23 protein-coding genes and 1 riboswitch are annotated in these 24,287 nt (G+C 48.9%); of the genes, 8 read left to right on the top strand and 15 right to left on the bottom strand.

What is annotated here, in order from left to right; translation table 11 throughout:
• The first annotated feature begins 83 nt into the window (after positions 1-83).
• Genes EDD67_RS08680 through EDD67_RS08670 form a run of 3 tightly spaced genes read left to right on the top strand, consistent with a single transcriptional unit; the run spans position 84 to position 1,720 of the window.
• On the top strand, positions 84-437 hold the full coding sequence (locus tag EDD67_RS08680) for an ArsR/SmtB family transcription factor (RefSeq protein ID WP_121440327.1): 354 nt from the start codon (positions 84-86) through the stop codon (positions 435-437).
• A complete protein-coding gene (locus EDD67_RS08675; protein WP_121440326.1) occupies positions 434-1,459 on the top strand; it encodes a permease in 1,026 nt (341 codons plus the stop codon). Before EDD67_RS08680 ends, EDD67_RS08675 begins: the two co-directional genes overlap by 4 nt.
• A 30-nt stretch (positions 1,460-1,489) precedes the next feature.
• A complete protein-coding gene (locus EDD67_RS08670; RefSeq protein ID WP_093073382.1) occupies positions 1,490-1,720 on the top strand; it encodes a thioredoxin family protein in 231 nt (76 codons plus the stop codon).
• 74 nt (positions 1,721-1,794) lie between these two features.
• On the opposite strand, the gene sinI is transcribed toward EDD67_RS08670, so the two are convergent.
• From sinI to EDD67_RS08655, 3 genes are all read right to left on the bottom strand, one after another.
• Positions 1,795-1,959, bottom strand: coding sequence for a DNA-binding anti-repressor SinI (sinI, locus tag EDD67_RS08665; RefSeq protein WP_121440325.1), 165 nt, complete (start codon positions 1,957-1,959; stop codon positions 1,795-1,797).
• Between the two features lie 31 nt (positions 1,960-1,990).
• A riboswitch (cyclic di-GMP riboswitch) is annotated at positions 1,991-2,076 on the bottom strand.
• A gap of 72 nt (positions 2,077-2,148) precedes the next feature.
• Positions 2,149-2,862, bottom strand: coding sequence for a winged helix-turn-helix domain-containing protein (locus EDD67_RS08660; protein ID WP_121440324.1), 714 nt, complete (start codon positions 2,860-2,862; stop codon positions 2,149-2,151).
• Positions 2,863-2,885: 23 nt separating this feature from the next.
• Positions 2,886-4,961, bottom strand: coding sequence for a sensor histidine kinase (locus tag EDD67_RS08655; protein ID WP_121440323.1), 2,076 nt, complete (start codon positions 4,959-4,961; stop codon positions 2,886-2,888).
• A gap of 140 nt (positions 4,962-5,101) precedes the next feature.
• Between EDD67_RS08655 and EDD67_RS08650 the strand changes: the two genes are divergently transcribed.
• A complete protein-coding gene (locus EDD67_RS08650) occupies positions 5,102-5,458 on the top strand; it encodes a hypothetical protein (RefSeq protein ID WP_121440322.1) in 357 nt (118 codons plus the stop codon).
• Between the two features lie 327 nt (positions 5,459-5,785).
• Here the strand turns inward: EDD67_RS08650 and EDD67_RS08645 are convergent, their stop codons facing one another.
• The 6 genes from EDD67_RS08645 to EDD67_RS08620 all read right to left on the bottom strand — a co-directional run bounded on the left by EDD67_RS08645 (position 5,786) and on the right by EDD67_RS08620 (position 14,274).
• On the bottom strand, positions 5,786-7,390 hold the full coding sequence (locus tag EDD67_RS08645; protein WP_121440321.1) for a long-chain fatty acid--CoA ligase: 1,605 nt from the start codon (positions 7,388-7,390) through the stop codon (positions 5,786-5,788).
• Between the two features lie 252 nt (positions 7,391-7,642).
• Entirely contained in the window at positions 7,643-8,257 is a 615-nt protein-coding gene (locus EDD67_RS08640; RefSeq protein WP_121440320.1) for a YczE/YyaS/YitT family protein, read from the bottom strand.
• A gap of 117 nt (positions 8,258-8,374) precedes the next feature.
• Complete coding sequence (locus EDD67_RS08635) at positions 8,375-9,625, bottom strand: anaerobic glycerol-3-phosphate dehydrogenase subunit C (RefSeq protein ID WP_121440395.1); 1,251 nt, start codon at positions 9,623-9,625, stop codon at positions 8,375-8,377.
• Positions 9,561-10,712 carry an FAD-binding protein gene (locus EDD67_RS08630; RefSeq protein WP_158638243.1) on the bottom strand — a complete coding sequence of 384 codons (1,152 nt, stop codon included), beginning with the start codon at positions 10,710-10,712 and terminating at the stop codon, positions 9,561-9,563. Before EDD67_RS08630 ends, EDD67_RS08635 begins: the two co-directional genes overlap by 65 nt.
• Positions 10,705-12,327 carry an anaerobic glycerol-3-phosphate dehydrogenase subunit GlpA gene (glpA, locus tag EDD67_RS08625; RefSeq protein WP_121440318.1) on the bottom strand — a complete coding sequence of 541 codons (1,623 nt, stop codon included), beginning with the start codon at positions 12,325-12,327 and terminating at the stop codon, positions 10,705-10,707. Before glpA ends, EDD67_RS08630 begins: the two co-directional genes overlap by 8 nt.
• A gap of 171 nt (positions 12,328-12,498) precedes the next feature.
• Positions 12,499-14,274 (bottom strand): methyl-accepting chemotaxis protein, encoded by a 1,776-nt coding sequence (locus EDD67_RS08620; RefSeq protein WP_158638242.1) that lies wholly within the window; start codon positions 14,272-14,274, stop codon positions 12,499-12,501.
• 174 nt (positions 14,275-14,448) lie between these two features.
• Between EDD67_RS08620 and queF the strand changes: the two genes are divergently transcribed.
• Entirely contained in the window at positions 14,449-14,856 is a 408-nt protein-coding gene (queF, locus tag EDD67_RS08615) for a preQ(1) synthase (RefSeq protein WP_121440316.1), read from the top strand.
• 246 nt (positions 14,857-15,102) lie between these two features.
• Complete coding sequence (locus EDD67_RS13920) at positions 15,103-15,273, top strand: hypothetical protein (protein WP_154718767.1); 171 nt, start codon at positions 15,103-15,105, stop codon at positions 15,271-15,273.
• Positions 15,274-15,291: 18 nt separating this feature from the next.
• Here the strand turns inward: EDD67_RS13920 and EDD67_RS08610 are convergent, their stop codons facing one another.
• The 6 genes from EDD67_RS08610 to EDD67_RS08585 all read right to left on the bottom strand — a co-directional run bounded on the left by EDD67_RS08610 (position 15,292) and on the right by EDD67_RS08585 (position 22,043).
• Complete coding sequence (locus EDD67_RS08610) at positions 15,292-16,440, bottom strand: MFS transporter (RefSeq protein WP_121440315.1); 1,149 nt, start codon at positions 16,438-16,440, stop codon at positions 15,292-15,294.
• Positions 16,441-16,495: 55 nt separating this feature from the next.
• Positions 16,496-17,044: a TetR/AcrR family transcriptional regulator gene (locus EDD67_RS08605; protein ID WP_093073362.1), complete on the bottom strand. Its 549-nt coding sequence runs from the start codon at positions 17,042-17,044 to the stop codon at positions 16,496-16,498.
• Positions 17,045-17,113: 69 nt separating this feature from the next.
• Positions 17,114-18,205, bottom strand: coding sequence for a ketopantoate reductase family protein (locus EDD67_RS08600; RefSeq protein WP_121440314.1), 1,092 nt, complete (start codon positions 18,203-18,205; stop codon positions 17,114-17,116).
• A gap of 58 nt (positions 18,206-18,263) precedes the next feature.
• Positions 18,264-18,959, bottom strand: a complete 696-nt coding sequence (gene tenA, locus EDD67_RS08595) for a thiaminase II (protein WP_121440313.1) — start codon at positions 18,957-18,959, stop codon at positions 18,264-18,266.
• Positions 18,960-19,060: 101 nt separating this feature from the next.
• Complete coding sequence (locus EDD67_RS08590; RefSeq protein ID WP_121440394.1) at positions 19,061-21,520, bottom strand: Lon protease family protein; 2,460 nt, start codon at positions 21,518-21,520, stop codon at positions 19,061-19,063.
• A 151-nt stretch (positions 21,521-21,671) separates the two neighbouring features.
• A complete protein-coding gene (locus EDD67_RS08585) occupies positions 21,672-22,043 on the bottom strand; it encodes a GerW family sporulation protein (protein WP_093073354.1) in 372 nt (123 codons plus the stop codon).
• Positions 22,044-22,208: 165 nt separating this feature from the next.
• On the opposite strand from EDD67_RS08585, the gene EDD67_RS08580 reads away from it, so the two are divergent.
• Entirely contained in the window at positions 22,209-22,952 is a 744-nt protein-coding gene (locus EDD67_RS08580; RefSeq protein ID WP_121440312.1) for an SDR family oxidoreductase, read from the top strand.
• Positions 22,953-23,055: 103 nt separating this feature from the next.
• Entirely contained in the window at positions 23,056-24,237 is a 1,182-nt protein-coding gene (locus tag EDD67_RS08575) for a cation:proton antiporter (RefSeq protein WP_121440311.1), read from the top strand.
• Positions 24,238-24,287: the final 50 nt, after the last annotated feature.

The raw sequence follows: 24,287 nt of genomic DNA, 5'->3' as shown, positions 1-24,287 counted from the left end.
CTGTAATAAAATCTTCACATTTATATAACTAGTTTTATAGTTTTTTTATGCTACATTTAAATTAAGAAAGGAAGGGGATTTCCGTGGGAGAAACAATCACCATTTTAAACAAACAAGAAGCAGAAATGCTTTTGCAAAATGTGTATAAGCAGCATGCTGTTTTTCGCGAAGACAAAACAGCCGAAACAGCAAACATATACAAAGCCCTCGGGGACCCTTTGCGTTTGGAAATGCTCGGCATGCTGTTACAGAGGAACTGTTGCAAGTGTGAACTGCTCGATGCTTTCGAAGGCGCTCCTTCAACGATCACTCACCACTTGTCGATCCTTGAACGGGCGGGACTGATCAAAGGAGAGCGGAAAGGGAAGTATACCATTTACCAGCTCCAGGCAGATCGGCAACAAGTCAATGTTTGGCTTGGAGGAATCTCATTATGATGGAGGTTTTGCTGGCCGGCTGGCAGTTTCTGCTTGATTATTTTACGCTCCCGCGTGTCATCACACTGACGATCGTCTTTTTCATTTCCGGCGCGATTGCGCAATTTTTATCCCAAGGCGCGGTGTTGAAATATTTCGGACCGAATGCGAAAAAATCGACAGCATTTACGATGGCGTCGGTCTCCGGAATGATTTTGACCGTATGTTCGTGTTCTGTTCTTCCGATGTTTGCAAGTATTTGGAAAAAAGGAGCCGGCATCGGTCCGGCCGTCACCTTTTTGTTTTCCGGACCGGCGATTAACATTTTGGCGATTACGTTTACGTTCAGTTTTCTCGGCATTGGGCTTGGAATCAGCCGTGTTGTTACCGCGATCATTCTCGCCGTTGTGATCGGCCTGTTGATGCATGTGTTATTTTACAAAAGCGAAACGGAAGACAGCCGCAACAGTAACATGTTTCACGTCAACGACAGCAGCGACCGGCCGATGTGGCAAAACGTGATGTTTTTTATAACTCTTCTTGTCATGCTGTTAGCCGGGATGAATTTGCCGTGGGTAACAGCAACATTCTTGATCTTCTTGATCGTGCAGCTTGTCCTCTTTTTCGAACGCGATGAGCTGTGGGACTGGTGCCTTGAAACGTATGATCTAGTCAAAAAAATCGTCCCGCTTTTCGTAGTCGGTATTTTCGTTGCCGGGGTGATTACCGTCTTGATCCCAGAAACATTTATGAGCAATGCCGCCGGCGAGAATACGTTCGCAGCTACGTTTTTAGCTTCGATTTTCGGGGCGTTTATGTACTTCGCCACCTTAACAGAAGTGCCGATCGTACAAAGTTTCCTCGATCTCGGTATGGCTAAAGGACCGGCCTTGGCTCTTTTGCTCGCAGGCCCTTCGATGAGTCTGCCGAACATGATTATTGTCGGCCGCGTTATGGGGTTGAAGAAGACGCTGACTTATATTGCACTCGTCACGTTTATTTCAGCGACAGCCGCATTGATTACCGGGATCGTGTTCTTTTAATTTATCAACTTGAGGAAAGGATGATGAACGATGAAAATCGAAATTCTCGGAACAGGGTGCTCTAAATGCAAGCGGCTTGAGGAACGAACAAATGAAGCCGTCACAGAACTGGGACTTGAAGCTGAAGTGGTGAAAGTAGAAGAACTCGATCAAATCATGGAATACGGAGTATTTAAGACACCGGGGCTCGTCGTCGACGGCGAAGTCAAAGAAAGCGGAAAAGTCCCGACTGTAAAAGCGATCAAACAACTTTTAAGCTGACCGCGATGAAACGGAGCAGCAAACAGAAAAAACCTGATTAGAGGCCCTATCTCTAATCAGGTTTTTTCAATAAATTATTGATAATTCCGCAATGGCGTTTGTGCACGCTGCCGACGTTGTTCAATTTTCTTTTTTGTCAAAAAGATCCGTACCTCTTCTGCCGACAATCCGATTTCCTGCGCCTGAACGATCAGTTCTTCCCACGTTTCTTCTGCTTCAATCCGTCTGACTTCCTCCATAACGTTCTGCCTCCTTAAAATCGAATACCTAATCGGCAGTTTGGCGATCGTAGGAATATCTCCGACAGACCCATAACTTTGCGTCGTCTCTTTTCAGAGAGTTTGCCTTTCTCGAATTAGGAGGTACTTGGACTTAGTGACAAGTTTAAGTGTATAGGTCGATTATAGAACGGCAAGGTTAAAAACAGGTTAAACTTCTTGAACAAATTCGAATTTTTTTGAAAATTTGTAGCCGAAACCGCGGACCGTAATGACATACTGCGGGTTTTTTGGATCGTGCTCGATTTTTTTTCGTAAATTGCGGATATGAACCGACACGGTTTTCAAATCGCCAAAATAATCTTCACCCCAAATACGGTCATACAGCTGTTCCGCACTGAACACTTGACCGGGATGCTGCATAAAATAAATCAGCAGCTGACGTTCTTTCGTGTACAGATGCACCGGTTTGCCGGCAACGGTGACGTCAAAACTTTCAGTATCAATAACAATATCTCCCGCCCGCAGCTGATGGTTTGCCTGCGCTGTTCCGGCCCCTTTACGACGCAAATTTGCTTTAATCCGCGCTTCGAGCTCCGCCATATCGAACGGTTTTGTAATGTAGTCGTTTGCGCCGGCATTTAATCCGCGCACTTTGTCTTCTGAGGACCGTTTGCTGCTCATGATAATAATCGGTATATCATCATACGAGGCGCTGATATCAGCGCAAAGTTCTTCGCCGCTTTTTCCCGGCAGCATCATATCCAGCAAGATCAGATCCGGCCCTGCTTGATGAATCAGCGCAAGAGCTTTGTCACCATGTCCTTCCCCCACAACAGAATAGCCTTTGTTTTCGAGATAAAGTGCCGTCAATTCACGAATATCTTCATCATCTTCAATAATCGCAATTTTGTTTCCGGTCATAGATATCACCTCTTTTCGGCTGCTCATTCAAAAATAACCGGCAGTGTAAAGTAGACCGACGTTCCAGAACCTTGAACACTTTCAGCCCATATTTCTCCGCGGTGATACGAGATAATTTCTTTTGTGATCGCCAAACCGAGCCCTGTTCCGCTGCTTACTGCGTTTCGATCGACTTTATGAAAAAAACGCTCAAAAATATGCGGAAGGAAATCCGGATCGATCCCTTCACCTGTGTCACGAATTTCAATCACGGCTTTGCCGTCAAAATCGGGATCCGTATGTCCCTGCTCCACTTTTAACACGATGCTTATACTGCCGCCCTTCGGTGTATGCTTGGTTGCGTTATACAAAAGATTCGTAAATACTTGCAGCAGCCGGGTCCGATCAACGGTTGCGAGCACGTTTTTGTCAGAAGGAATAAGACCGTCAATAACCGGCTCTGGAAACCGGATTCCTGCTTTTTCAACGTCCTGACGGAAATGACAATGAATATCATCAATCCAGTCTGATACATCAACTGTTTCCAGCATCATGCTGATTTTCCCGGACTCCAATTTAACGAGTTCAAACAAGTCATGAATCAGCCTGTCGAGCAGTTTCACTTTACTTTCAACCGTCATTAAAAACTTTTCATCATTCGCATCAATGATACCTTCCCGTGCCGTTTGAACGTAACTTTGCAAATACGTCATCGGCGTCCCTAGTTCATGGGAAATATTCGTCAGCAGTTCCACGCGAAACTGTTCGGCTTTTTGCAATTCTGTATTTCGTTTGTTTAATATTTGATTCGATTTCGACAGTTTTTCCGTCCGTTCGTTCACTTTTTCTTCAAGACGTTCATTTTGTTTGCGCAGAAAGTCATTCATCCTTTGCTGATGCCGGTAAACTTCTGCTTGCGCTTCTTTCTTTTCCTGTTTAATCGTGTTGATTTTATCCGCGAGCGCAAAGGAGAGCAAAACGAGTTCGACCGCTGTTGTCAGCTGCCAGGCGTATTTTGTAATGAACGAAAACGGCAATACTCCAAGGTCTGTGAACACTGAAACGAACACGCCGATGATAAAGACAATCCACGCAGCAAAGAAAAAGCGAGCTGGACGAAATCCGCTTCGGAGCATTTTATAAGCCAAGGTAATAATAATCCCGACCGTCATTAAAGAAGCGAGCACAATTAAATCAAGGGCAAGCGGATAACTGAACGCAAGCACCGCAAGAATCGCTGCATTCGCAACGACAGCGCCGATAAATCCTTTTTTCTCCCACGGTACGACGCCTTCAGCTTCTAAAAAATTGCGGGCAAAAAATACCGCAAAAATATTCGCTGTCGCCATAAAAAAGATAATCGAACGATTGTTCCACCAGACCGCCTCCGGCCATAAATATTGATAAGCAAGCCCGGAAAATGCGAGGAGCGTGAAAATGTTGGCAACGATAAATAAAACGTAATACAAATAGCTCCGCTCGCGCAGAGAAAAGTAAATAAACAAATTGTACAAAGCCATCACGACAGCGAGGCCGATAAACAAACCAAAAATGAGATAATCCACTTGCGTGTGCTGAATAAACCGCTGCTGATTATAAAGCGTTAAGGGAATTTGCATCGCGCCTTCAGATTCAAGCCGCAGATAAAAGATCCGTTCTTCGCCTTCCGGTATTTCCACCGGGAAGATGAATTGCCGGTTGATAAACGGGCGTTCATGAAACGGCCGTAAATCGCCCGTCCGTTCGACGTTCCAAGCTGCTTCATCCAGCGTCGGCGAATAAAAATCCGCCCGGTCCATCGGCGGATTATCTAATTCAATCCGCCAATTGCTGTAATCGCTGCGGTTTTCCAGTCGGACTCGCACCCAATAAACGGTCTCGGTGTAACCAAAACTCGGTGCCCCGCCGCTGTTTAGTTCAAATTCATCGTGAAATCCGGCCGAACTGACATCGTCAATCGTCCACTCACCGTCTTCATCGGGTAATATTTCAATGTATGGACTCAGATCTTTTTCGTCGGTTGTCCCGTCAAGCGGCACTGTCTCCGCCGCTGAGACAGCAGAGGAAAACAGCAGTAAAGCGAACGAGATAAAACCAGTAAAAATCGCCGTTTTCCCCATACCTTTAGCCTCACTTTGTCGGTTTATTTTAGTATCTCAGTAAATGCAAGAAAATTCAATCAGAACAACGCAACTTCTTCTTTTTATTCCCAAATTTTCGTGATACGATTCTTATGATGTAAATGAAAGGAGAACAAGCAATGATTCTTTATGATTTTCTGCTCGTCGTGATCGGCATCACGATAGGCGTGATTGCCGCTGAGCCGCTGAAAAAATTATTTACCGGCGCTTATAAAGAAGACCGGCGCCAACAAAAACGCGTAAAGCTCCTCGTCCACTTGCGTCAATTGGCTTCCGGCGAAAAACGGACGACAAAACAGCTGAATGAAGCAGTTTTCCGAAATAAAGAAAGCGATGAAGCAGTTCACAGCTACCTCGCTTACATTGAAGAAAGCGGGTTGATCCGGCGAAATCCAGCGAAAAACGGACACCTTTCCGAGGATGCCTGGACGTTTGATCAAAAAGCGTATGAACGCGGCAGACAGACTCATTCGTAGCTGATGTACTTGACACCCATTCAACGACATGGTACATTAAGAATGTTGCCGACCATGGCACAGCGTTACTTACGAACAATTGGATACCGAACAATCTAACAAACTGTGTGTACAATATACGATGCCTTATTTCCACTGGCGCGGTTACAAGGACCGCAAGGATGAAAGAGAGGCAGGGCTTTCATTATTTAAGAACCATCCCGTCCGCAGTCACGATTTCCGCGGCCGTTTGCTATCCGAACCGATTTTGTAATAACAACGTTATAAAAAGCAGGCTCCCTTCACGGGACGCCTGCTTTTTTCAATCGCTACTGATTCTGTTTAACGTTAAACTTGGTAATGCTTTTGCACCTCATCTCTAAGCGCGCGCTTCAAAAATTTCCCGACGGACGTTTTCGGTATTTCTTCCATAAAGAGGACATCATCGGGCAGCCACCATTTCGCAAACTGCGGGCGGAGAAAATCGAATAGTTCCTCTTTTGTCACCGTTTTCCCATCGTGCACAACGACACAGGCAATCGGCCGCTCCTGCCATTCCGGGTCCGGAATTGAGACAACCGACGCTTCAAATACACTTTCGTGCGCCATAATCGCATTTTCTAAATCAACCGATGAAATCCATTCTCCTCCGCTTTTGATCAAATCTTTCGTCCGGTCGACGATTTTGATCACCCCTTCTTCATCAACCGTGCACACATCGCCGGTATGAAGCCAGCCGTCAATGAAAGCTTCCTCGCCGCGGTCATCTTTGTAATAATCATCAGCTATCCACGGTCCGCTCAGAAGCAATTCGCCCATTTCTTCTTCATCCCAAGCGACTTCGCCGGAAGCGCCGACGACCTTCATATCAAGGCCCGGAACAAGAATCCCCTGTTTTGCCCGCTCTTCATACAGCTCATCTTCCGGTAGATCGTGCTGATAACTTTTCAAGCGTGAAACTGTAGCGAGCGGACTCGTCTCTGTCATCCCGTAAGCATGGAGAAACGGCACGTTGTATTTCTTTTCAAACGTCTTAATCATTCCGAGCGGAGCTGCCGACCCGCCGCAGACGACCGCCCGCAAACTCGAGACATCGTAATTGTTCTCTTCCAGTTCTTTTAACAAACCGAGCCAAATCGTCGGCACGCCGGCTGTCATCGTCACCCGCTCTTGTTCAATCAATTCAGCCAGCAGTTTCGGTGTAAACCTCGGCCCCGGCATGACAATCGTCGAGCCGAGCCACGTCCCGACATACGGCATCCCCCAGGCATTTACGTGAAACATCGGCACGACCGGCATACTCACATCCGTTTCACTCGCCCCGACTGTATCCGCCATCGCCAAACTCATGCTGTGAAGCACCGTCGAGCGGTGAGTGTACAAAACTCCTTTCGGATTGCCGGTCGTCGCCGATGTAAAACACATACCGGCAGGCGCCTCTTCATCAATATCTTTCGGAAACTGATAATCCGGATCGCCTGAAGCAATCCAATCCTCATACGAATAAACATTCGGCACGGCCGTCTCGGGGAGTTCATTATCGGTCATGACAATAAACGCCTTCACCGTGCGGAGATTTTGATGCGTCGCTTCAATAAGCGGAAAGACATCTTCGTCGACAAAAATCAGTTCATCCTCTGCATGATTAATAATATACACAATATGTTCCGGGGCGAGGCGGATATTGATCGTATGCACAACGGCCCCGATGCTCGGCACTGCAAAATAAAGCTCTAAATGCCGATGATGATTCCACGCCAATGTCCCGATCTTATCTTCGCGGCTGATTCCGAATTCGTCGAGCCGGCTCGCCAATTTCCGCGTCCTTTGCCCGATTTGCTTGTACGAAAACCGCTGAATCCCGTTCATCGTCCGAGAAACCACTTCTTTTTTCGGAAAAAAACGCTCTGCCCGCTCAATCATCGATGAAATTAATAAATCACCTTTCATCATACCGATCATCCACCTTCCCGCTAATGTGTAGTCCATGCCAAGCCAAAGCGGTTTCAGTAAAACCGCATTTTCTGCCCTGTAAGCATACATACACCTGAACCGGCAACGGTTTTTCCAGCTATTGTATGCCCCGTTTCCACTATACGGCATTTATGTAAGCGTTTGAATATCGGATTATTCAGAAGATTAGAAATATAAACAAGCGCTGCTTCACAAATAAAGCAGCGCTTGTTTCTAACATCCGATTCGTATTTAGACGCCTGCGAGCCGATGACGAAAGGCTGTTATCGGCCGGTAGAACAACTGGATCAGCGGACCGATTCCAAAAGCGACAATCACCGTCCCGACCCCGATCGGTCCGCCGATGAAAAAGGCAACAATCAAAATACTGACCTCTAAAAAGGTTTTCGAAAACGACAGACTCTTGCCTGTCAGCTCATGAAACACCATCATCGCATTATCGATCGGGTTGCGGGCAAAATTCGACTGCAAGTAGCTGGCAATCCCGAAAGCGCTCGAAAGAACCCCGAGTGAAAAAACGAGACCGCGGACCGTATACGCTTCAAGCGTTACCCCGCCGAAAACAATAAGCAGCCAGAAATCAATAAATATACCGATTAAAAACATCGTAATTAACGCGGCAAAATCAGGCCGCTCTTTTAAAAGCGCGCCGTTGATCAAAATTAATATAAATCCGATAATAAACGTCCAGCTCCCGACTGTCAGACCGAGGTTTGCCGCCAAACCGACAAACAGGGCATCCCACGGCCCCGCCCCCAATCCGGCGTTAATGATTAAACTGATTCCGAACGTCAGCATCGCCAGTCCGGCAATATAAAATAAAAAGACAATTCCTCTTGATTTCATCGCTATCTGCTCCTGTTCTTACTTTACTTACTAAATTTGAATTTTACCATATCAAATCGTTTAACAACAGAAAAAGCACACCCGCTTTTTGGGTGTGCCCGTTTGCAACATTATAAATTATACAGTCTCATAAGCTTTTGCCAATACTTCAATCGGATGCATCGTCTTTTTCTCCGTTAACTGGTCCAGCTGCGTTTTGCACATTCCGCACTCAGTCACGGTGATTTCAGCGTCCAGCTCATTTACAGCTTCCTTCATCGACTCACCCATCTTCATCGAATAGGGATATTTTTCTTCTTTAAAGCCGAATGTGCCGCATTGTCCGCAGCAATCGGCAGCTAAATCACGAATCTCATAACCGGGGATCAGTTCAAGCATATCCATCGCCGGATTGCCGATTCCTTGGCCTTTCATATGGCACGGTGAAAAATAGCCGGCCCGCTGCCCGATCGCTCCGAAGTCTTCATTTAGTTCGTCTTTTTCTTTCAAGAAACGCAAATACTCATTCGCATCATAAACATGCTGCGCCAGTTCTTCAGCTTCTGCGCTGTTTAAATAGTGAAGATATTCTTTTTTAAACGACAGACTGCAGCTTGAACACGTAACGACGACATCGTATCCGTCACGGACATACGCGAGTAAACTGTCCACATTGTACGCGGCATTTTTCTTTCCTTCTTTCATTCTGCCGTTGGCAAACATCGGCACGCCGCAGCATTTTTGCTTCGGAACCGCAACGTCAATCCCGTTGTGTTTCATGACGTTCACAAATGCGTCGCCGATATCCGGTTGATTGTACGTCGCATAGCAGCCGGTAAAATACGCGACTTTCCGTTTCGTTTCCGCTGTTTTTTTCGTATATCGTCTTTTGAAGTTATTAAAGCGGTACACAGGAAACTGCCGGTCGGCGTGCATCCCCATTACCCATTGCATCACTTTTCTTGCCGGCTTAATTTTCATCGTCAAGTTCGTTGCCGGGGCAAATGCTGAGGCAATTTTCCCGACGTACTCCGCGTGGCTGAGGACGAAATCTCGGAATTTCGTGCCGTTTTCTTCTGCGTGAAGCGCCTTTACATTCGCGGTAAGCGAGGATACGGGCACGCCTTCCGGACAAACGGCGTCACAAGTGCCGCAAAGCGTGCACAATTCAATTCGCTTATCATCGATCGGTTCTTGCTGCTCGGTCAATCTCGCCAGTTCGGGCCCCAAATGTTTCGGGCCGCCGAAATCGAGGGTCACATTCGAGACAGGACAGCTCACGGTACAGGCATTGCACTTTAAACACGAATTGTAATCAAGATCATTAAGCCCCTGTAAGTGCACGAGAATCACCGCCCTTTCGTTTTGCCGTGATTTGATCGACGGCATCGTATCCGGAAACAAGCGAATAGATTCCGCCCGTGATGCCGCAGCGCGTTTTATCGATTCCCGCCGCTGCTCCGACAGGGTAAAGATTTTCCGGCACCTCGATGATCGTTCCGTTCGCATCAACCTCGAGCTGCAGCGCCGTTTCTTCGAAGCCGTCGAGTGTATCGATTAATCCCGAGCCGAGAATCCCCCCGGTTGCAGCAATAAAATGTTCGGCCTGCAAGTTTTGCCGGCGCACGCCTTGCTCGATCCCTAACGATCCGACACGGTTCCCTTGTATCTTTGCCCCGTTCACAGCGGTATTCTCATAAAAGCGGACGCCAAGGCGGACCGCCCGTTTTTTCAAGAGCTGATAAAGCCTGAGCGCGCCCGCATTCGGCGGCAGTCCCGGCGCTTCTGTAACAGCGCAACCGAACGCTTCTTCGAAATCGTTGACAGCTTCTGCCCAGTTTTTCATCCCGAGTAAAGCAGGGAAAACAACGACATCCGGCGCTTCAGCGTCCCGGTCTTTTAATGCCGCTTTCAGCGAGGCGATCACGGCTTGACGAACGCCGTTTCGATCGAGCAAACGGGCGGCATCCGTCTGCGACATTCCACGCGACGAGCGTTCGCCCAGCGAGACTTTCAGTTCAGATACATTGCAGCCCGGACATTCGCGCTGCAAATTGCCGGCTGCCTGCGCCGGTTGGAAATCGATCACTTCTTCAAAACCGACAACTAGGAAGTTTCCTTTATCAGGTATCGGGCGCATTGTCGGCGGGTAGAGCTGCGTCTGTTTGAGATGGCCGGAACCGGTGACAACCGAAACGGTCTGTTCGAATGAGCCGGCATAAGGATAGCCGACTTCTTTCGTCAGCTGTAAAAACGCATCAACCGCTTTTTTCGGGTCGCTGCCCGCCGGGCCAAACTGCTTGCTCCAACTGTCGTAGTCCCCCGCGAAACCGGGCGTGAAATCAAACAATCCGCTGGACTGCAGCCATTTGCCCGCTCCATTGGATATTACCGCCGTTTTGCCGCCTTTTTCTGCAGATAAGATCGCAGCAAAGAGCCCCGTCAGCCCTTGGCCGATCACAGCCGTATTATACATTCGACTCCCCCTCCTTCTGCATTCCAAGCGACACGCAGTAAATCGCATCCATCATTTCTGTCTGCCGCCGTGTTTGTTCATCTCCGAGCGGTGTCATCCCTTTTTTACGCGTCTCAAGCGCGTTCACAAGCGCCGCTTCAGCTTCTTGATTGGTTGCATAACCGTTTTCGACGGCTAATGCTGCTGCACGCTGATGACAAAACGTCCCTTGGCACGTCCCCATGCCAAGCCGTGTTCTCCGCCGTAAATCCCCCAGGTGAAACGGCCGGTCTTCAGGAAAAGCCGCCTCTAATTCCGCCCAAGTCACTTGTTCGCATTCACAAATTACCTCACTGGCATTGACGGATTCATGCAATGATTTTTCCAGTCGCTCAACATTTGTTCCAGCCCAGTATTGGACCTTTTTTTGCGCTGCCGGGGAGAGATCCCATTTAGAAAAATCGCGATCGGTTACACGGTGCGGCACTGGTTCGCGATCGGTCGTACACCCCGCCTGAACACCGAGTTTTTCTGCCGCGAGATCGGCTGTCTTTTCCGCCATATAGCGAAACGTCGTCAGCTTGCCGCCGCTTATCGTAATAAAACCGCCGAGGCCGTCCCGTTTTTCATGATCTAAAAGTGCCATGCCCCGTGTCACTCCGCGTCCGCTTGCATCGCTGTCCGCTTTTTCCTGATACAGCGGCCGGCTTCCGCTGAACGCCCGTATCATCCGGATGTTCTCGACTTCGGGGACGAGCGCTGCGCCCTCTTGAATCATTTCACGTATTTCATCGCGATCTAGCGAGGTATCATCCGGCCGATCGACGTTCACTCCTGTGGTACCAAAAATCGTCACATTGTGAGCCGGAACAAATATATCCGCATCGCCCGGCATCCGCAGACGGTTAATCACTTGCCGGTTGATACGCTGATTCAACACAGTCAGTGTACCTTTATTGTTGATCAACTCCATCGGAACATCGGCCATCCGGGCCACGTGTGCTGCCCACGGACCGGCCGCATTAATAACGATTGACGTTTCGATCTGTTTCAGTTCGCCGGTAAACCGGTCTTGAACGGTGACAGATTCGACTTGGCCGTTTTGCCGGGAAATGCTCGTCACTTCGTGATATCGAAGCAGACCGCCGCCGCGGTCCGCCGCATCGGCAATCACATCCGCCGTCAGCGTAAACGGATCGACCGCACCGTCGGGGACACGAAAGACCGCTTCGGCATCCCGATTCAAGTAAGGCTCTTCTTTCAGCGCCTGTTTAACAGACACTTCTTCTGTCGGAATGCCGACTTTTTCGCAGCTTTTCAGCCATTGGCGGACATAATCGTCATCATCTCCCGGAACTTTGACAAACAGGCCGCCGGTTTGTTCAATCGATCCCGGAACGGTCTCTTTTAATATCAAATTCTCCCGGTAGCTCTCAATCGCTGCATTCTCATCACGGACCGCATAGCGTCCGCCGGAATGGAGCAGGCCGTGGTTTCTCGAAGACGTGCCGTGCACGACATCTTGCTGCTCAACTAAAATTGCGCGAACACCGCGCAACGTCAAATCCCGTACGACACCGGCGCCGGTCACTCCGCCGCCGATAATGACGACATCCGTTTCAAATCGAGCTGTCATCACGCATTCCCCTTTCTGTCTGTTTCATCTAAACAATCAAAAAAAGCCATAAAAACGACAGAACGAGTTCGTTCCGGTTTTTATGGCTTTCTCATTTATATCAGGCCGATTTATGATGTTGTTTCTTTTATCGTAACACAACGGCAAAAATCGCTGCGATGAATTTTCTGTCTATTTTGTGTCTCTTTCATCCTGCTTGTTGTTTTTATCCAAGTAAAAGGACGAAACAATCTCGTTTAATTCTTCGGCAATTTGCGCGAGCGACGCCGATGCCGAGGAAACTTCCTCCATCGAGGCCGTTTGTTCTTCAGAGCTGGAAGCGACGGTTGCGACTTCATTCGACGATGACTCAACCGATTGAACGGTTGCCATCACCGCTTCAACGACCTTTCCGGTCTTGCCGTTGGCAGCTTGAATATGTTCAGATACTTTCCCGGATAAATCGACAATCTGTTCTTTAGATGAACCGATTTCGTCAAAGGCCGCGCCTGTTTGCTCAATCGAGCGCTGCCCTTCGTCAACTTCCGCCTTGTTTTCTTCCATCACATCGATCGCCGCTCGAATATCACCTTGAATGTCACTGACGAGCTGACGGATGTTTGAGGCGCTGTGATTTGACTGTTCTGCGAGTTTGCGCACTTCATCAGCTACAACGGCAAAGCCTTTGCCGTGTTCACCGGCGCGGGCAGCTTCGATCGCCGCATTTAATGCGAGTAAATTCGTCTGCTCCGAAATATCGGTGATCAGTTTCAAAATGCCTTCAATTTCCGCTGACTTCTCGCCAAGCTGATTGATCGACTCGGAGACCGTTGCTGTTTTATCCTGAATCGTATGAATTTTCGCCGATGATTCTGCCAGTTTCCCTTTTCCTTCTTCAATCCGCCCGCTCGTTTCTTCGATCGCCTTATCGACACCGGACATGTTCTTTTGAATATAGGCGATTTCTTCTGATACATCCAAGACATCTTCTTGCATGCCGTTGGCTTTCTCTGCCTGATCCGATGCATTCTCGGAAATCGTTTGTATCGATTCAGTCACCTGTTCGGTCGCTTTTGTCGTCTCTTCTGAACTGGCTGACAACTCTTCGGATGACGACGCGAGCGAGCCGGAAAAATCAACGATCCGCATAATCATCTCCCGCATGTTAGCTTTCATCGTATTCATATTTGCCGCCAGCTGGCCGAACTCATCACCCCGGTCTTCCGGGAGATCGTCCAGCCGCAAATCGTTTTCGCTCATTGACTGCAGCTGCTGATTGACGGCTTGGATCGGCCGGGAAATGTGATTGGAAAACAGGACAATCACAACGGTCCCGATCAGCAACGAACCGGCGAGCGTCCAAAAAATCACCCAAAGAATGTTATTGGAAGCCTCGTTGTAATCCTCCATATACGACCCGGCCGTTACCACCCAGTCCCAATGAGGGTCGATGTCGTTGTACATAATTTTTTCCCCGACCCGGTCCGTGTCGCCGGGGAATTCCCATGAATACGTCGTAAACCCGCCGCCGGCTTGGGCAGCTTCGATTTGATCCTGGACAAGATACTGGCCGTCCGTATCCTGCGCGTCCCACATATTCTCGCCTTCCAACGTCGGGTGCGCCACCTCTGTTCCCTCTTCGTCATAAATGACAAAATAACCGTTTTCGCCCAGGTCAATCTCATCATTGATCGGACGTTCGCCGTCTTCATTCATTTCTCCGAGCAGATACACTTTTACCTGTTCCTGCGCTTCTTCAAGCTCCAGCTCGCCTGCTTCCACCCTCTCGTTCATCGCATCGATCAATTGCAGCGCCATCGTCACGGCGTTTTCAATCGTTTGCTCACCGGAGTCATTTAAACTTTCATTCGCTGTGTAATACGAAATTCCCCCGACGATTAAGCTCGGAACGAGCAGCAGGATCGCAGAGATCCCCAACAGTTTTTTTCTTACATTCAGCCACTTCATCAACACCAGTCCCCTTTTTCGCTGCATCTCTACTAGTTAAAATGAACCATACATAATTATTTTCGGCATCCCGGCAAACATTCTTAAGCATTTTTTCACCATTTCTAAAAATCTTTTGGTATAATAACGGATCGATATCGATCAACCTGCATCATCGAAAAGGAGGACTTCACCTTGGCAGAAGATTATTATTTACCCCGCTCCGGACCGATGCCGCGTCCGGAATCGGTCGAAGAAGGCCAGCGCATCTTGGCTGAAGAAGCATTTGACGCTCCGGATGTTTCGCGCATTACGTTTCGCGCTTTGGAATTTACCGCGGTTTGTCCGAAAACCGGCCAGCCCGACTTCGGCACGGTTGAAGTAAGTTACACGCCTCGGCATAAATGCATCGAATCGAAATCGTTTAAGTTTTACCTTTGGTCGTACCGAGATCACGGCGCATTTTGCGAATCGCTCGCAGCGCAAATTGCCGATGATATCGTCAGCGCGATTGAACCGGAATCGGTCTATGTAACGGTGAACCAAACTGCGCGCGGCGGCATCGAACTGACAACCGAAGCCGAACGTCACGCAGGCAGCTGAAAGACTAAAACCCCTTGATTCTTTTGATCAAGGGGTTTAGATTGTAGACAAATTATTCTTTTCACGTGTCACGCAGCCACTAACCTCCGCTTGCCCCGGGCAAGGACTCAGCTAGTATTCGGCGGCCTGAGGCCGCCGAATACGGATCTTCGTCTCTTGCTTTCCCGGAGGCGTCGGAGGAAGTGGTTGCGTGGCTTTCTTACTTTGCAGAACAATATGGACACCGCGATGTTTGAAACAAGGAGGATGACCCAGCATCCCGGCTTAATCCTGCGGGAAAGCGAGACAGGCGAGACCCTGCAGGGCCAAGCCCGAAGCGGCTCGGCGCTCGCCCGCGGAAAGAAGCCGGACGATGCGTCGTCATCCGTTCCTTTTATCATGACATCTAACGATGTCATGATTTTGTCTACAGTCTGAACCCCTTGATTCTTTTGATCAAGGGGTTTCGCTGTATTGTTGCGGCCGCTCTTTTGTCGGTACGAGCGACCCGGCAATGCCGATGAGGCCAAATATTAAAAATGCTGTTTCATAACCGGCAAATGCGATCAGGCCGCCGGCAAGCGGCGAGCCTGCGACTTGTCCAACAGCCAGAAGCAAAAACGGAATCGCGATTCCGAGCGAGGCGTTGCTGTAAAAAACGCGAATGCCCCAAACAAGAATGACTCCCGTCAAAAAGATATAAGACGCACCAAAAAGAGCGGCCGCCAAGTACGAACTCCAAATGATCTCCGGGAAAACGGCCAGTATGATCGAAGCCGCTGAAAGCGATAATCCGCCGGTCATAAACGCGCGCTGCAGCCCCGCTTTTTCGATAAACCCGCCGGAGATCCCGCCGACCATTCCGAACAATCCAATCATGATCCAAAAACCGGACGACTGCACATTCGTATACGTCCCTGCCGCTTCAATGAACGAGCGGGAAAACGTCCAGAAAGCGGCGCTCGAAATTCCCATCACGAATGAACTGACAACGAGCGGCCCAGGCGTGTCTGCTCCGCGAAGCGATAACTGACCTTTGTCAAAATAAACATCCGGTTCACTTTTCGGAATCGTCCGGTAACTCCAATATAAAACGATCAGGGCGATGACGGTATAAATCAAATACGTCAGCCGCCAATGCGGGGTGAGCAATATCGCGCCCAGACCGGTTAAGACAATGCCTATGCTCGTACCTGAGTTTATCCATGTATTCGCGCGCCCTTGGTCTTTGCGGCGAATCCAGAGCGAAATCGCTGCACCGTAGGGCGGTGAAACAAGCCCGGTGCTCCCGCCGGCAAATAAAACTCCGAGCGCGAGCAGCCAAACGGACGGCGCTGCGCTCATGATTGCCATGCCGACAACCGCCAATGCCCCGGCCGCCAGGATCATGACCCGCGGGCCGTCCCTTGTCGTCAATACCGTCGAAATAACAATCATGAAACAGTACGATAAATAAAAAAGTGCCGAGACAACCCCGGAAGCAAACTCCGTCATCGCCAACGACTCGTTAATATCCGGCAGCAAAAGTCCGTAACTGAAGCGAGCGAGACCGTAAGATGAAGCGATCATCGCAATTCCCGGAAAAACCAGCCGGGTGAATTTCATACTCGACCCTCCTTGAATTAGATAGAACGACCTTTCTAATTTTAGTGTAAAAAAATTACGATGATTCCCGGATCATCATCCGCGCCATCGTAATCGAGTGAGCTGTCGCCGCTTCAGCTCCGATCAGCTCAGTCATTGAGGTGGCTCCTTCAAGGAGAAGCGTCATTTGGTAAGCAATCTCTTTTTGCTGTGTTTTGCCTTTTCGCTCAGCTAACTGTTGAAAATACGTTAACAGCTTCGTTTTATGCTGGCGGGCGATTTGTTCAATCTGATTATCTGTATTCGCATAATCCTGAATCGCCCGCAAAAACATGCAGCCTTTGTACGATTCCTGCTTCAGAAAACGGCCGTGCGCCGCAACCGCCGCAATAAACGGCGATTCGCCCCCTTCTTCCACGTCATGGTCGAGATAAGACCAATACCTTTCTTCGCGGGTAAGCAATACTTCTTCAACGAGTTTATCTTTTGAATCAAAATGATTGTAAAGTGTCATCGTCGCCACATCGGCTTCTTTTATGATTTGTTTCAGTCCGACGCCGCGAAAACCGTGCTCGTAAAACAGCCGGTCTGCCGTGCGCAGAATCTTCTCGCGTTTAATTGACATCGTTCGTTTCAGCCCCTCAAAGTAGAATGACCGTTCTACTTTGCACTGTACTACGTCTGCTTTCCATCGTCAATGATCATGATGATTTTTTCGCGACCGGCGCCAAAGGTAATATCCCCCGGCAATCACCGCGGTTTTCAACAGCGCCGATGCGGCAAACCCGCTCCACTTCACCGGAATATCCTTCGCACCGTCTTTAAGCTCGGGCTCTGTCCCGTCAAAATAACCGGAGAGCTGATCTAAGGCCGGTGACGTCATTTTCACTCCTGAGGTCAAGCGGTTAAATTCATCGGCGAGCTGCGCCATTTCATCCGGAGCTGCTTTCAAATGCTCCAAGCTGACTTTAAACATATCCAGTTTGACCGCCTGACCGAGGTAAAACGCCAGCGTCGGCTCTGGAATATATTCGAGTATACGCAATTCCTTCGGCGTAATCGGCGTTCCGGATGCCCGCAGTTCGCGAAGCGCTTCTTTAATGCCGCGCACACAGAGAATCCGTGCATCGCGCGTGCGGGTAAAACGTTCTAAATCAGTACCGGCTGCATAGACAGCAGGAACAAAAGCAGGGATTAAGAGCGCGACATGCGTTTTCAGCCATGCATCCATGTCTGAACGGAGCTGAACTTTATAGCCGCGCATCGAAGCGAGAATTTCCGCAACCTTCACCGTCCGCATCCGCATTGAACCGTCCGCTTCACCGAGCGGGATCGTCCACGGGTTTTTTTCGTCAACCGGAAGCATCTTCATCGCTTCACCGGACCGCGCGCCGCCCGGAAGCGGAAAGCCGATCATCACCCGCTCCCGCCCGAGCTTGCGGATGAGTTCTTCAAAACCGGAAGCGTTGTTCATCATAAATAAAAAGACAGGCACCCGGTCATTTTCAGCCAATTGCGGAAGCAGTTCCAGCGCCTGATTTTTCCTCATCGTTACGATCACCAAATCGAACGCATCATCCGGTTCCAGCCTCTCGGTGAGCGGCACCCGAACCGCCGTGCTTTCGCCTGTTTTACTGTTTTCAATCACCACGCCGTGTTCTTCCAGCTCTTTCAGCCGTTCGCCCCGTGCCATTAACGTGACATCGTGCCCTGCCTCTGTCAGCCGTTCTGCAAACAAACTGCCAAATGGTCCCGCTCCGCAGATCAATATCTTCGTCGCCCTCATACCGGTCACTCCCTTAAAAGATTTGAAACCGTGGTTGTCCTCATAATCAATATCGAGTTTATCGTTCTCGTTCAAACTTTTCCGTCGGCCATGTTTCCAAGTGTTCTGCCATGTCCCAAAACATGTATTCAAACCGGCTCGTCTTCACGACAATGTCTTCAAGAGTTTTAAGCTCTCTTTCTGTCCGCCCTTCAGCTGCTTGATTCATCAAGGTTTTACAGTCCTCGGCGAGCTTTGTGAATTCGTCTGAAGCATACATCTCCACCCACGTTCCGTAAAGCGGATGCTTGAGCGCGCCCGGCCACCCGGCGAGTATTTTGCCGATATGATTATAACTCCAAGCACATGCTAAAACAGAAGCTATCACATTTTCCGCACCGCCGATCTGCGACACGTTCAACATATAGCTCGTGTAAGCCGTCGTTACCGCTGCAGGCTCTTCAGCTTCCAGTTCGTCTTCAGTAATTCCGAAGCGCCCGGCATACTCCCGGTGCAGCTGCATTTCTGTTTCGAGCGTTTCATGCAGAAGGTTCGCGAACATGCTCATCGTTGTTAAATCGGGTGCTTTTGCTGCTCCAAGCGCCATAATCCGTGAATACTCGATTAAATAAAGATAGTCTTGTTTCATAAAATGCTTAAATTTTTCTTCAGTAAGCCAGCCTTCGCCGATCCCTTTCACGAATGGGTGTTCCAAATAAGCATCCCAAATCGGTGCTGCTTTCCGGTACAGTCGGTCTGTAAACATTTCCGTCATTTTGAACGCATTCCTTTCTTTTTTAGAGGAGACTCAAACTCAAGATCGGCCGGCTTTTCAGCCGGCCCGTCTTTGTCTCGGGATTAATTTATCCAAACAAATTACGTCTCATTCTTATCGTTGTTCGTTTTCTCTTTCAATTCCGCTTGCTGCTGGCGGGCAATTTCATACATCCGATCAAAGCGCTGTTCCGCTTTGGCAAATACCGTCCCTTCCGGAAAGCGGCCGTCATCGCCGCGGATATGCCCGGCGCGGACCTTCGTTAAAATCTCAATGCCTTCACAGACATGGCCGACAGCCCAAACATGAAACTTGCCGTCGTTGACAGCGTCGACAACGTCTTTTTCCAGCATTAAGTTGCGAACGTTTTGCTTCGGAATAATTACGCCTTGCTGTCCGGTTAAGCCTTTTTCCTCGCAAATATGGAAGAACCCTTCGACTTTTTCGTTCACGCCGCCGATCGGCTGAATCTCGCCCCATTGGTTCACCGAACCGGTTACAGCGATGCCTTGGTAGATCGGCACTTCTGAAAGCGACGACAACAACACGTACAGCTCCGTGCTCGAAGCGCTGTCTCCGTCAATCAGGCTGTACGTCTGTTCGAAGGTAATGCTTGCTGCCAGCGGAATCGGGCGGTTTTTTGCAAACTGCCCGGACAAAAAGCCGGTTAAAATCATCATCCCTTTATGATGAATTTGTCCGCTCATCGCCGTTTCCCGTTCAATGTTCATAAAACCGCTCTTGCCGGCATACGTTTGCGCGGTGATTTTTGTCGGAATGCCAAACACCGAATCGCGCGTCCCCATCACAGCGAGACCATTGATTTGCCCGACGCGGTAGCCGTCTGTCTCAATCATGATCGTCCCTTTATGAATTTGTTCGCGGTAAAGCTCCGGCACATGATTGGACCGTTTCACTTTTTCTTCAAGCGCCTCGTAAATATCTTCCTCATCGACGTACGCCCGTTCTCTTTGAGCGGCATAAAAACTCGATTCGACTAGCAGCTTTGAAATATCCTGAAACCTCGTCGTCAGTTTTTCCTGCTCATCGACAAGCCGGGAGCTGTAGTCGATCACTTTTGCGACGGCCCGTTTGTGAAAAGGCAAAAGCCCTTCTTCTTCAGCGTGCTTTTTCACAAAGTTCGCCATCTTCCAGCTGTTTTCTTCATCATTGGTCATGACGGTGTCAAATTCGACTTTCACTTTAAACAGTTTATCGAATTCTTCATCCCAGCGAGACAGAAGATCGTAAATCGGATAGGAGCCGATGATGATTACTTTCGTCTGCAGCGGCACCGGTTCCGGCTTTAACGCGCTCGTCGGGAAGAGCCCGCGGCCTTCGTGAGGGTTCTCAATATGAACGTGGCCGGTTTGAAGCATTCGTTTCAGCCCGTTCCAGGCTTCCGGCTGCTGCAGCAGATCGATCGCCTGTAAAATCAAATAGCCGCCGTTGGCCAAATGAAGCGCTCCCGGCTTAATTAACGAAAAATCCGTCACGAGATTGCCGATCTGACCTTGATATTCGACCTTGCCGAAAAGGTTGTGATACGTCGGATTCGATTCGAAAATGACCGGCGCCCCTTCGCAATGTTTGTTATTGACTAAAAGATTCACGGTATAACGCTGATACTGCCGCTCTTTTGATCCGGCGATTGCACTCATAATTTGTTCCTGCTCATCGCCTTCAGAAAAAAAGAACGAGAAATGTTCCACGACATCACGTTCATAAGCGCTTAAATACGAGAGAACATGCTCATTATTTGCATATTGTTCGCGAAGCGGCTTAAACAGACCGTTAACAGCATTGGACGCGGTTGTCATCATAAAAGCCTGGACGTCTTTTCGAAACTGCGCCTCGGTTTTATTGATTTCACGAACGGTCTCAGACAGCTTTGTTTCAACTTCTTTCTCGCGTTCTTTCAAATCGTCTTTGTCCCGTTTCGACAATTGATTGTATTCATTTACGCTCATCGGTTTGCCGAAACGGAGCGGCACTGTGTTAATTCCGCTGTGTGTCTGTTCCAGTTTGAAGTTGCGCTCCAAGGCAAAATCGCCCGCTTGTCTCCACAGTTCATCCATTTGCGAACGCAAGTCATCCAGCATCATCCGTTTTTGATTTTCGTACGAATCGCTTGAAAACGCTTGGCGAATCTCCCGCTCAATGTCGAGTAACAGCGTCTCCATTTCTTTGCGGAATTCGTGGCCTTCGCCCGCTGGAAACGAAAGAATGAGCGGCCGGTCCGGATCGTCAAAATTATTCACGTAACACCAGTCACACGGCACTTCTTGCGATGCTGACAATTCTTCAACGCGCTTTTGTGTGTAAGTCATTCGCCCTGTTCCTGTCGGTCCGACCACAAACAAGTTATATCCTGACTGTTTTACCGCAAGTCCGAACGACATCGCGCGTTCTGCGCGTTCCTGCCCGATCATTCCGTAATCCTCGCCCTTCATATCCTCTGTTGTATCAAAAGGGAACTGATCAGGGCTGCTCTCTGAGCGCAAATCTTCAGGCTCCAGTCTGTGGACAGACAGCCGGTGCTGATATTCTCGTTCATTCATTTTCTTCCCCCCTGCTTCAACTTGATATCGCTTTCCGTTATACTGTAATACTTTGACACTGAAGGCGTTTTTTCCTCTTTTCTCCATAAAAAAGACCGGTTTAAACAAACCGGTCAGCTGCTGAAACACTTATTTCTTAAAGATAATGAACTTAATCTGATTCACTGCACATGCCGATAAGCATGGCAGCGGCGGTTACGGCAATCGGTACAAACAGGACAAGCCCGACAGGAACGACAGGTTTATACGTCGTTTTCTCAGAAGTAATATCGTAAACACCGACCGGTTTGATTGAAAATTGCCCGCCGCCTCCTTCACCGCGGCTCTCATCGTTCTCACCGTCTTCTCCTTGTTCATAGCCGCTCCCGGCACCGACGCTGTATTTTACTTTGGCAACCGGCAAAATCGTTTTATGCTCGAGCGTGATCGGATCACCATAAACAAACGAAACATCTCGCGCAGAGGCAAACTTGTCAAAAATACCGTTCAGAAGTGACACATCGATTTTTTTCTTCTCTCGCATTATCCACACTCCCTTTTTCAAGATAATGGTATATTCGCCGCCGGATAAATAAACTCCTCTTTTTTCCAATGAGTTCTATTTCTTCCACTCCGATCGGCGTTTTAGGCTCGTCAGCAGAGGGAACAAGACTACGGCAAGATTATTTCGATTAAGGTGGGATTGCTCATGGGCGATTGGAACGGAAAAACCGTCATTATAACAGGTGCAAGCAGCGGAATCGGTGAAGCAACGGCGGCAAAATTTGCCGGCGAAGGAGCGAACGTTGTACTCGCTGCCCGCAGAGAAGACCGGCTGAACGAATTGAAAGACCGGCTCGGCAGCCAGCCCGGCGAGCTTGCAATCAAAACGACGGATGTGACAATACAACAAGACGTGGAAGACCTTGTACAATTCACAATTGATACGTACGGGCAAGTGGATCTCTTATTAAATAATGCCGGCATTATGCCGCTTAGCTTCATGAAAAACAAACACGTCGACGAATGGGAAAAGATGGTTGATGTCAATATTAAGGGCGTGCTCTTCGGCGTCGGGGCCGTTTTGCCGCATATGCTTGAACGCAATACCGGCCACATCATGACCACTTCCTCGATTGCCGGGCATGAAGTAATGCAGTCCGGAGCGGTCTATTGCGGAACGAAATTCGCCGCCCGTGTTATTATGGAGGGGCTCGGTAAAGAAATCGCCGGAAGCAACATCCGGACAACGACGATTTCACCTGGCGTCGTCGATACTGAATTGACTGAAACGATCACCGACGAGGATGTCCTTGAAATGCTCAAAAAACGTTTCGGGCAATTTGCGGCGTTACAAAGCGAGGATATTGCTGAAGCGATTTATTATGCAGCCAATCAGCCGTTAAATGTCGATGTCAACGAAGTCATCGTCCGGCCGAACAACCAAGGATAATGGTTAAAAGAATCTCCTGCTTGAAAACGCGGGAGATTCTTTTTGTTTATCATGCCTTGTTTCGCGGTATAGCTTACTATCATGTAAAAAGGAGGAACCGGTGATGACGATCGCTCCGTACATTTTTTTGCTCTTCATCGGTTACGTCGTTTACACATTTGACCGGCATAAAGAAGTCATCCCGGTTCCTCCGGTGCTCGTCTTTATCGGCATTGTCCTCTCGTTTATCCCGTTTTTTCAAACGGTCGATATCACCGCCGACTTAATTTATCACGTCATGCTTCCGGCGATTTTATTTGTCAGCGCCTACGAGTTTCCGATCGAAAAGCTGAAGCGCTATGCGGGAAATATTTTTGTACTCGGCACGATCGGCATGCTCGCAACCGCTGTCGTCACCGGACTGTTCATTTTCTCTTCGCTTTCGTTGTTTCTCTCCCTCCCGCTTCTTGCTGCTTTTTTGATCGCTGCCGTCTTAGTGCCGACCGATCCTGTTTCCGTTGTGCAAATCTTATCAAAAGATTTAAACGATGAACTCGTCTCGACAACGGTCGAGGGGGAAAGCATGCTAAACGACGGGACGAGCATCGTCGCATTCACGTTCATTTTTCAGGCTTATCTTGGATCGGCAATGACTTTGCCGCAAGCAGCGCTGGAGCTATTGTTCGTATCGGCCGGCGGTATTGCCGTTGGTGCAGCAGGCGGGTGGCTGTATAACAGAGCTGTGCCGCTGACGCACGAACGCTTGTACCAAGTAATGCTCAGCATCATTCTTGTTTACGGGGTGTTTCTCACGGCTGAAGCCGTACACGCCTCCGGGGTTTTAGCGGTGATCAGTACCGGGCTGATTGTATCTTTGACATTCAGCCGCAGTCACCGCGAAGATCATTTCCGCGAATCGCTTGACGGCTTTTGGAAAACGATTGAGATTTCTGTCTTATCGCTGTTATTTCTGCTGATCGGCATCACTGCCGCTCCTTATTTAGTGCATAGCTACTGGCTCGCAGTCGTTATCATCTTTATCATCACTCTCTTTACCCGCTGGCTTGTCGTAGCCGGGTTGCTTTCGCTTTTGCCGTCAAACCCTTCTCCGACAAACAAAGAATCGTTTCTCATCAGTCTCACCGGGGTAAAAGGCGCGGTGTCTGTGTATTTCATTTTAAAGGTGCAGGAACAAGCCGTCGCCGATACAGAGCTGATTACCGCGATCGCGTTCAGCGCTGTTATTCTCTCATTAATCGTACAAAGCCTCGTAATTCATCCCGCCGCATTAAAAATGCGCGAGTAGAATTTCCAATATTAAGCCGTTGTAAACCTGCTGTGACAGTAGTATGATGC

Origin of the sequence: Salisediminibacterium halotolerans (assembly GCF_003814815.1) — a bacterium.
GTDB lineage: Bacteria > Bacillota > Bacilli > Bacillales > Salisediminibacteriaceae > Salisediminibacterium > Salisediminibacterium halotolerans.
The sequence above is the reverse complement of the archived record's forward strand: the minus strand, read 5'-3'. Positions and strand labels throughout refer to the sequence as shown.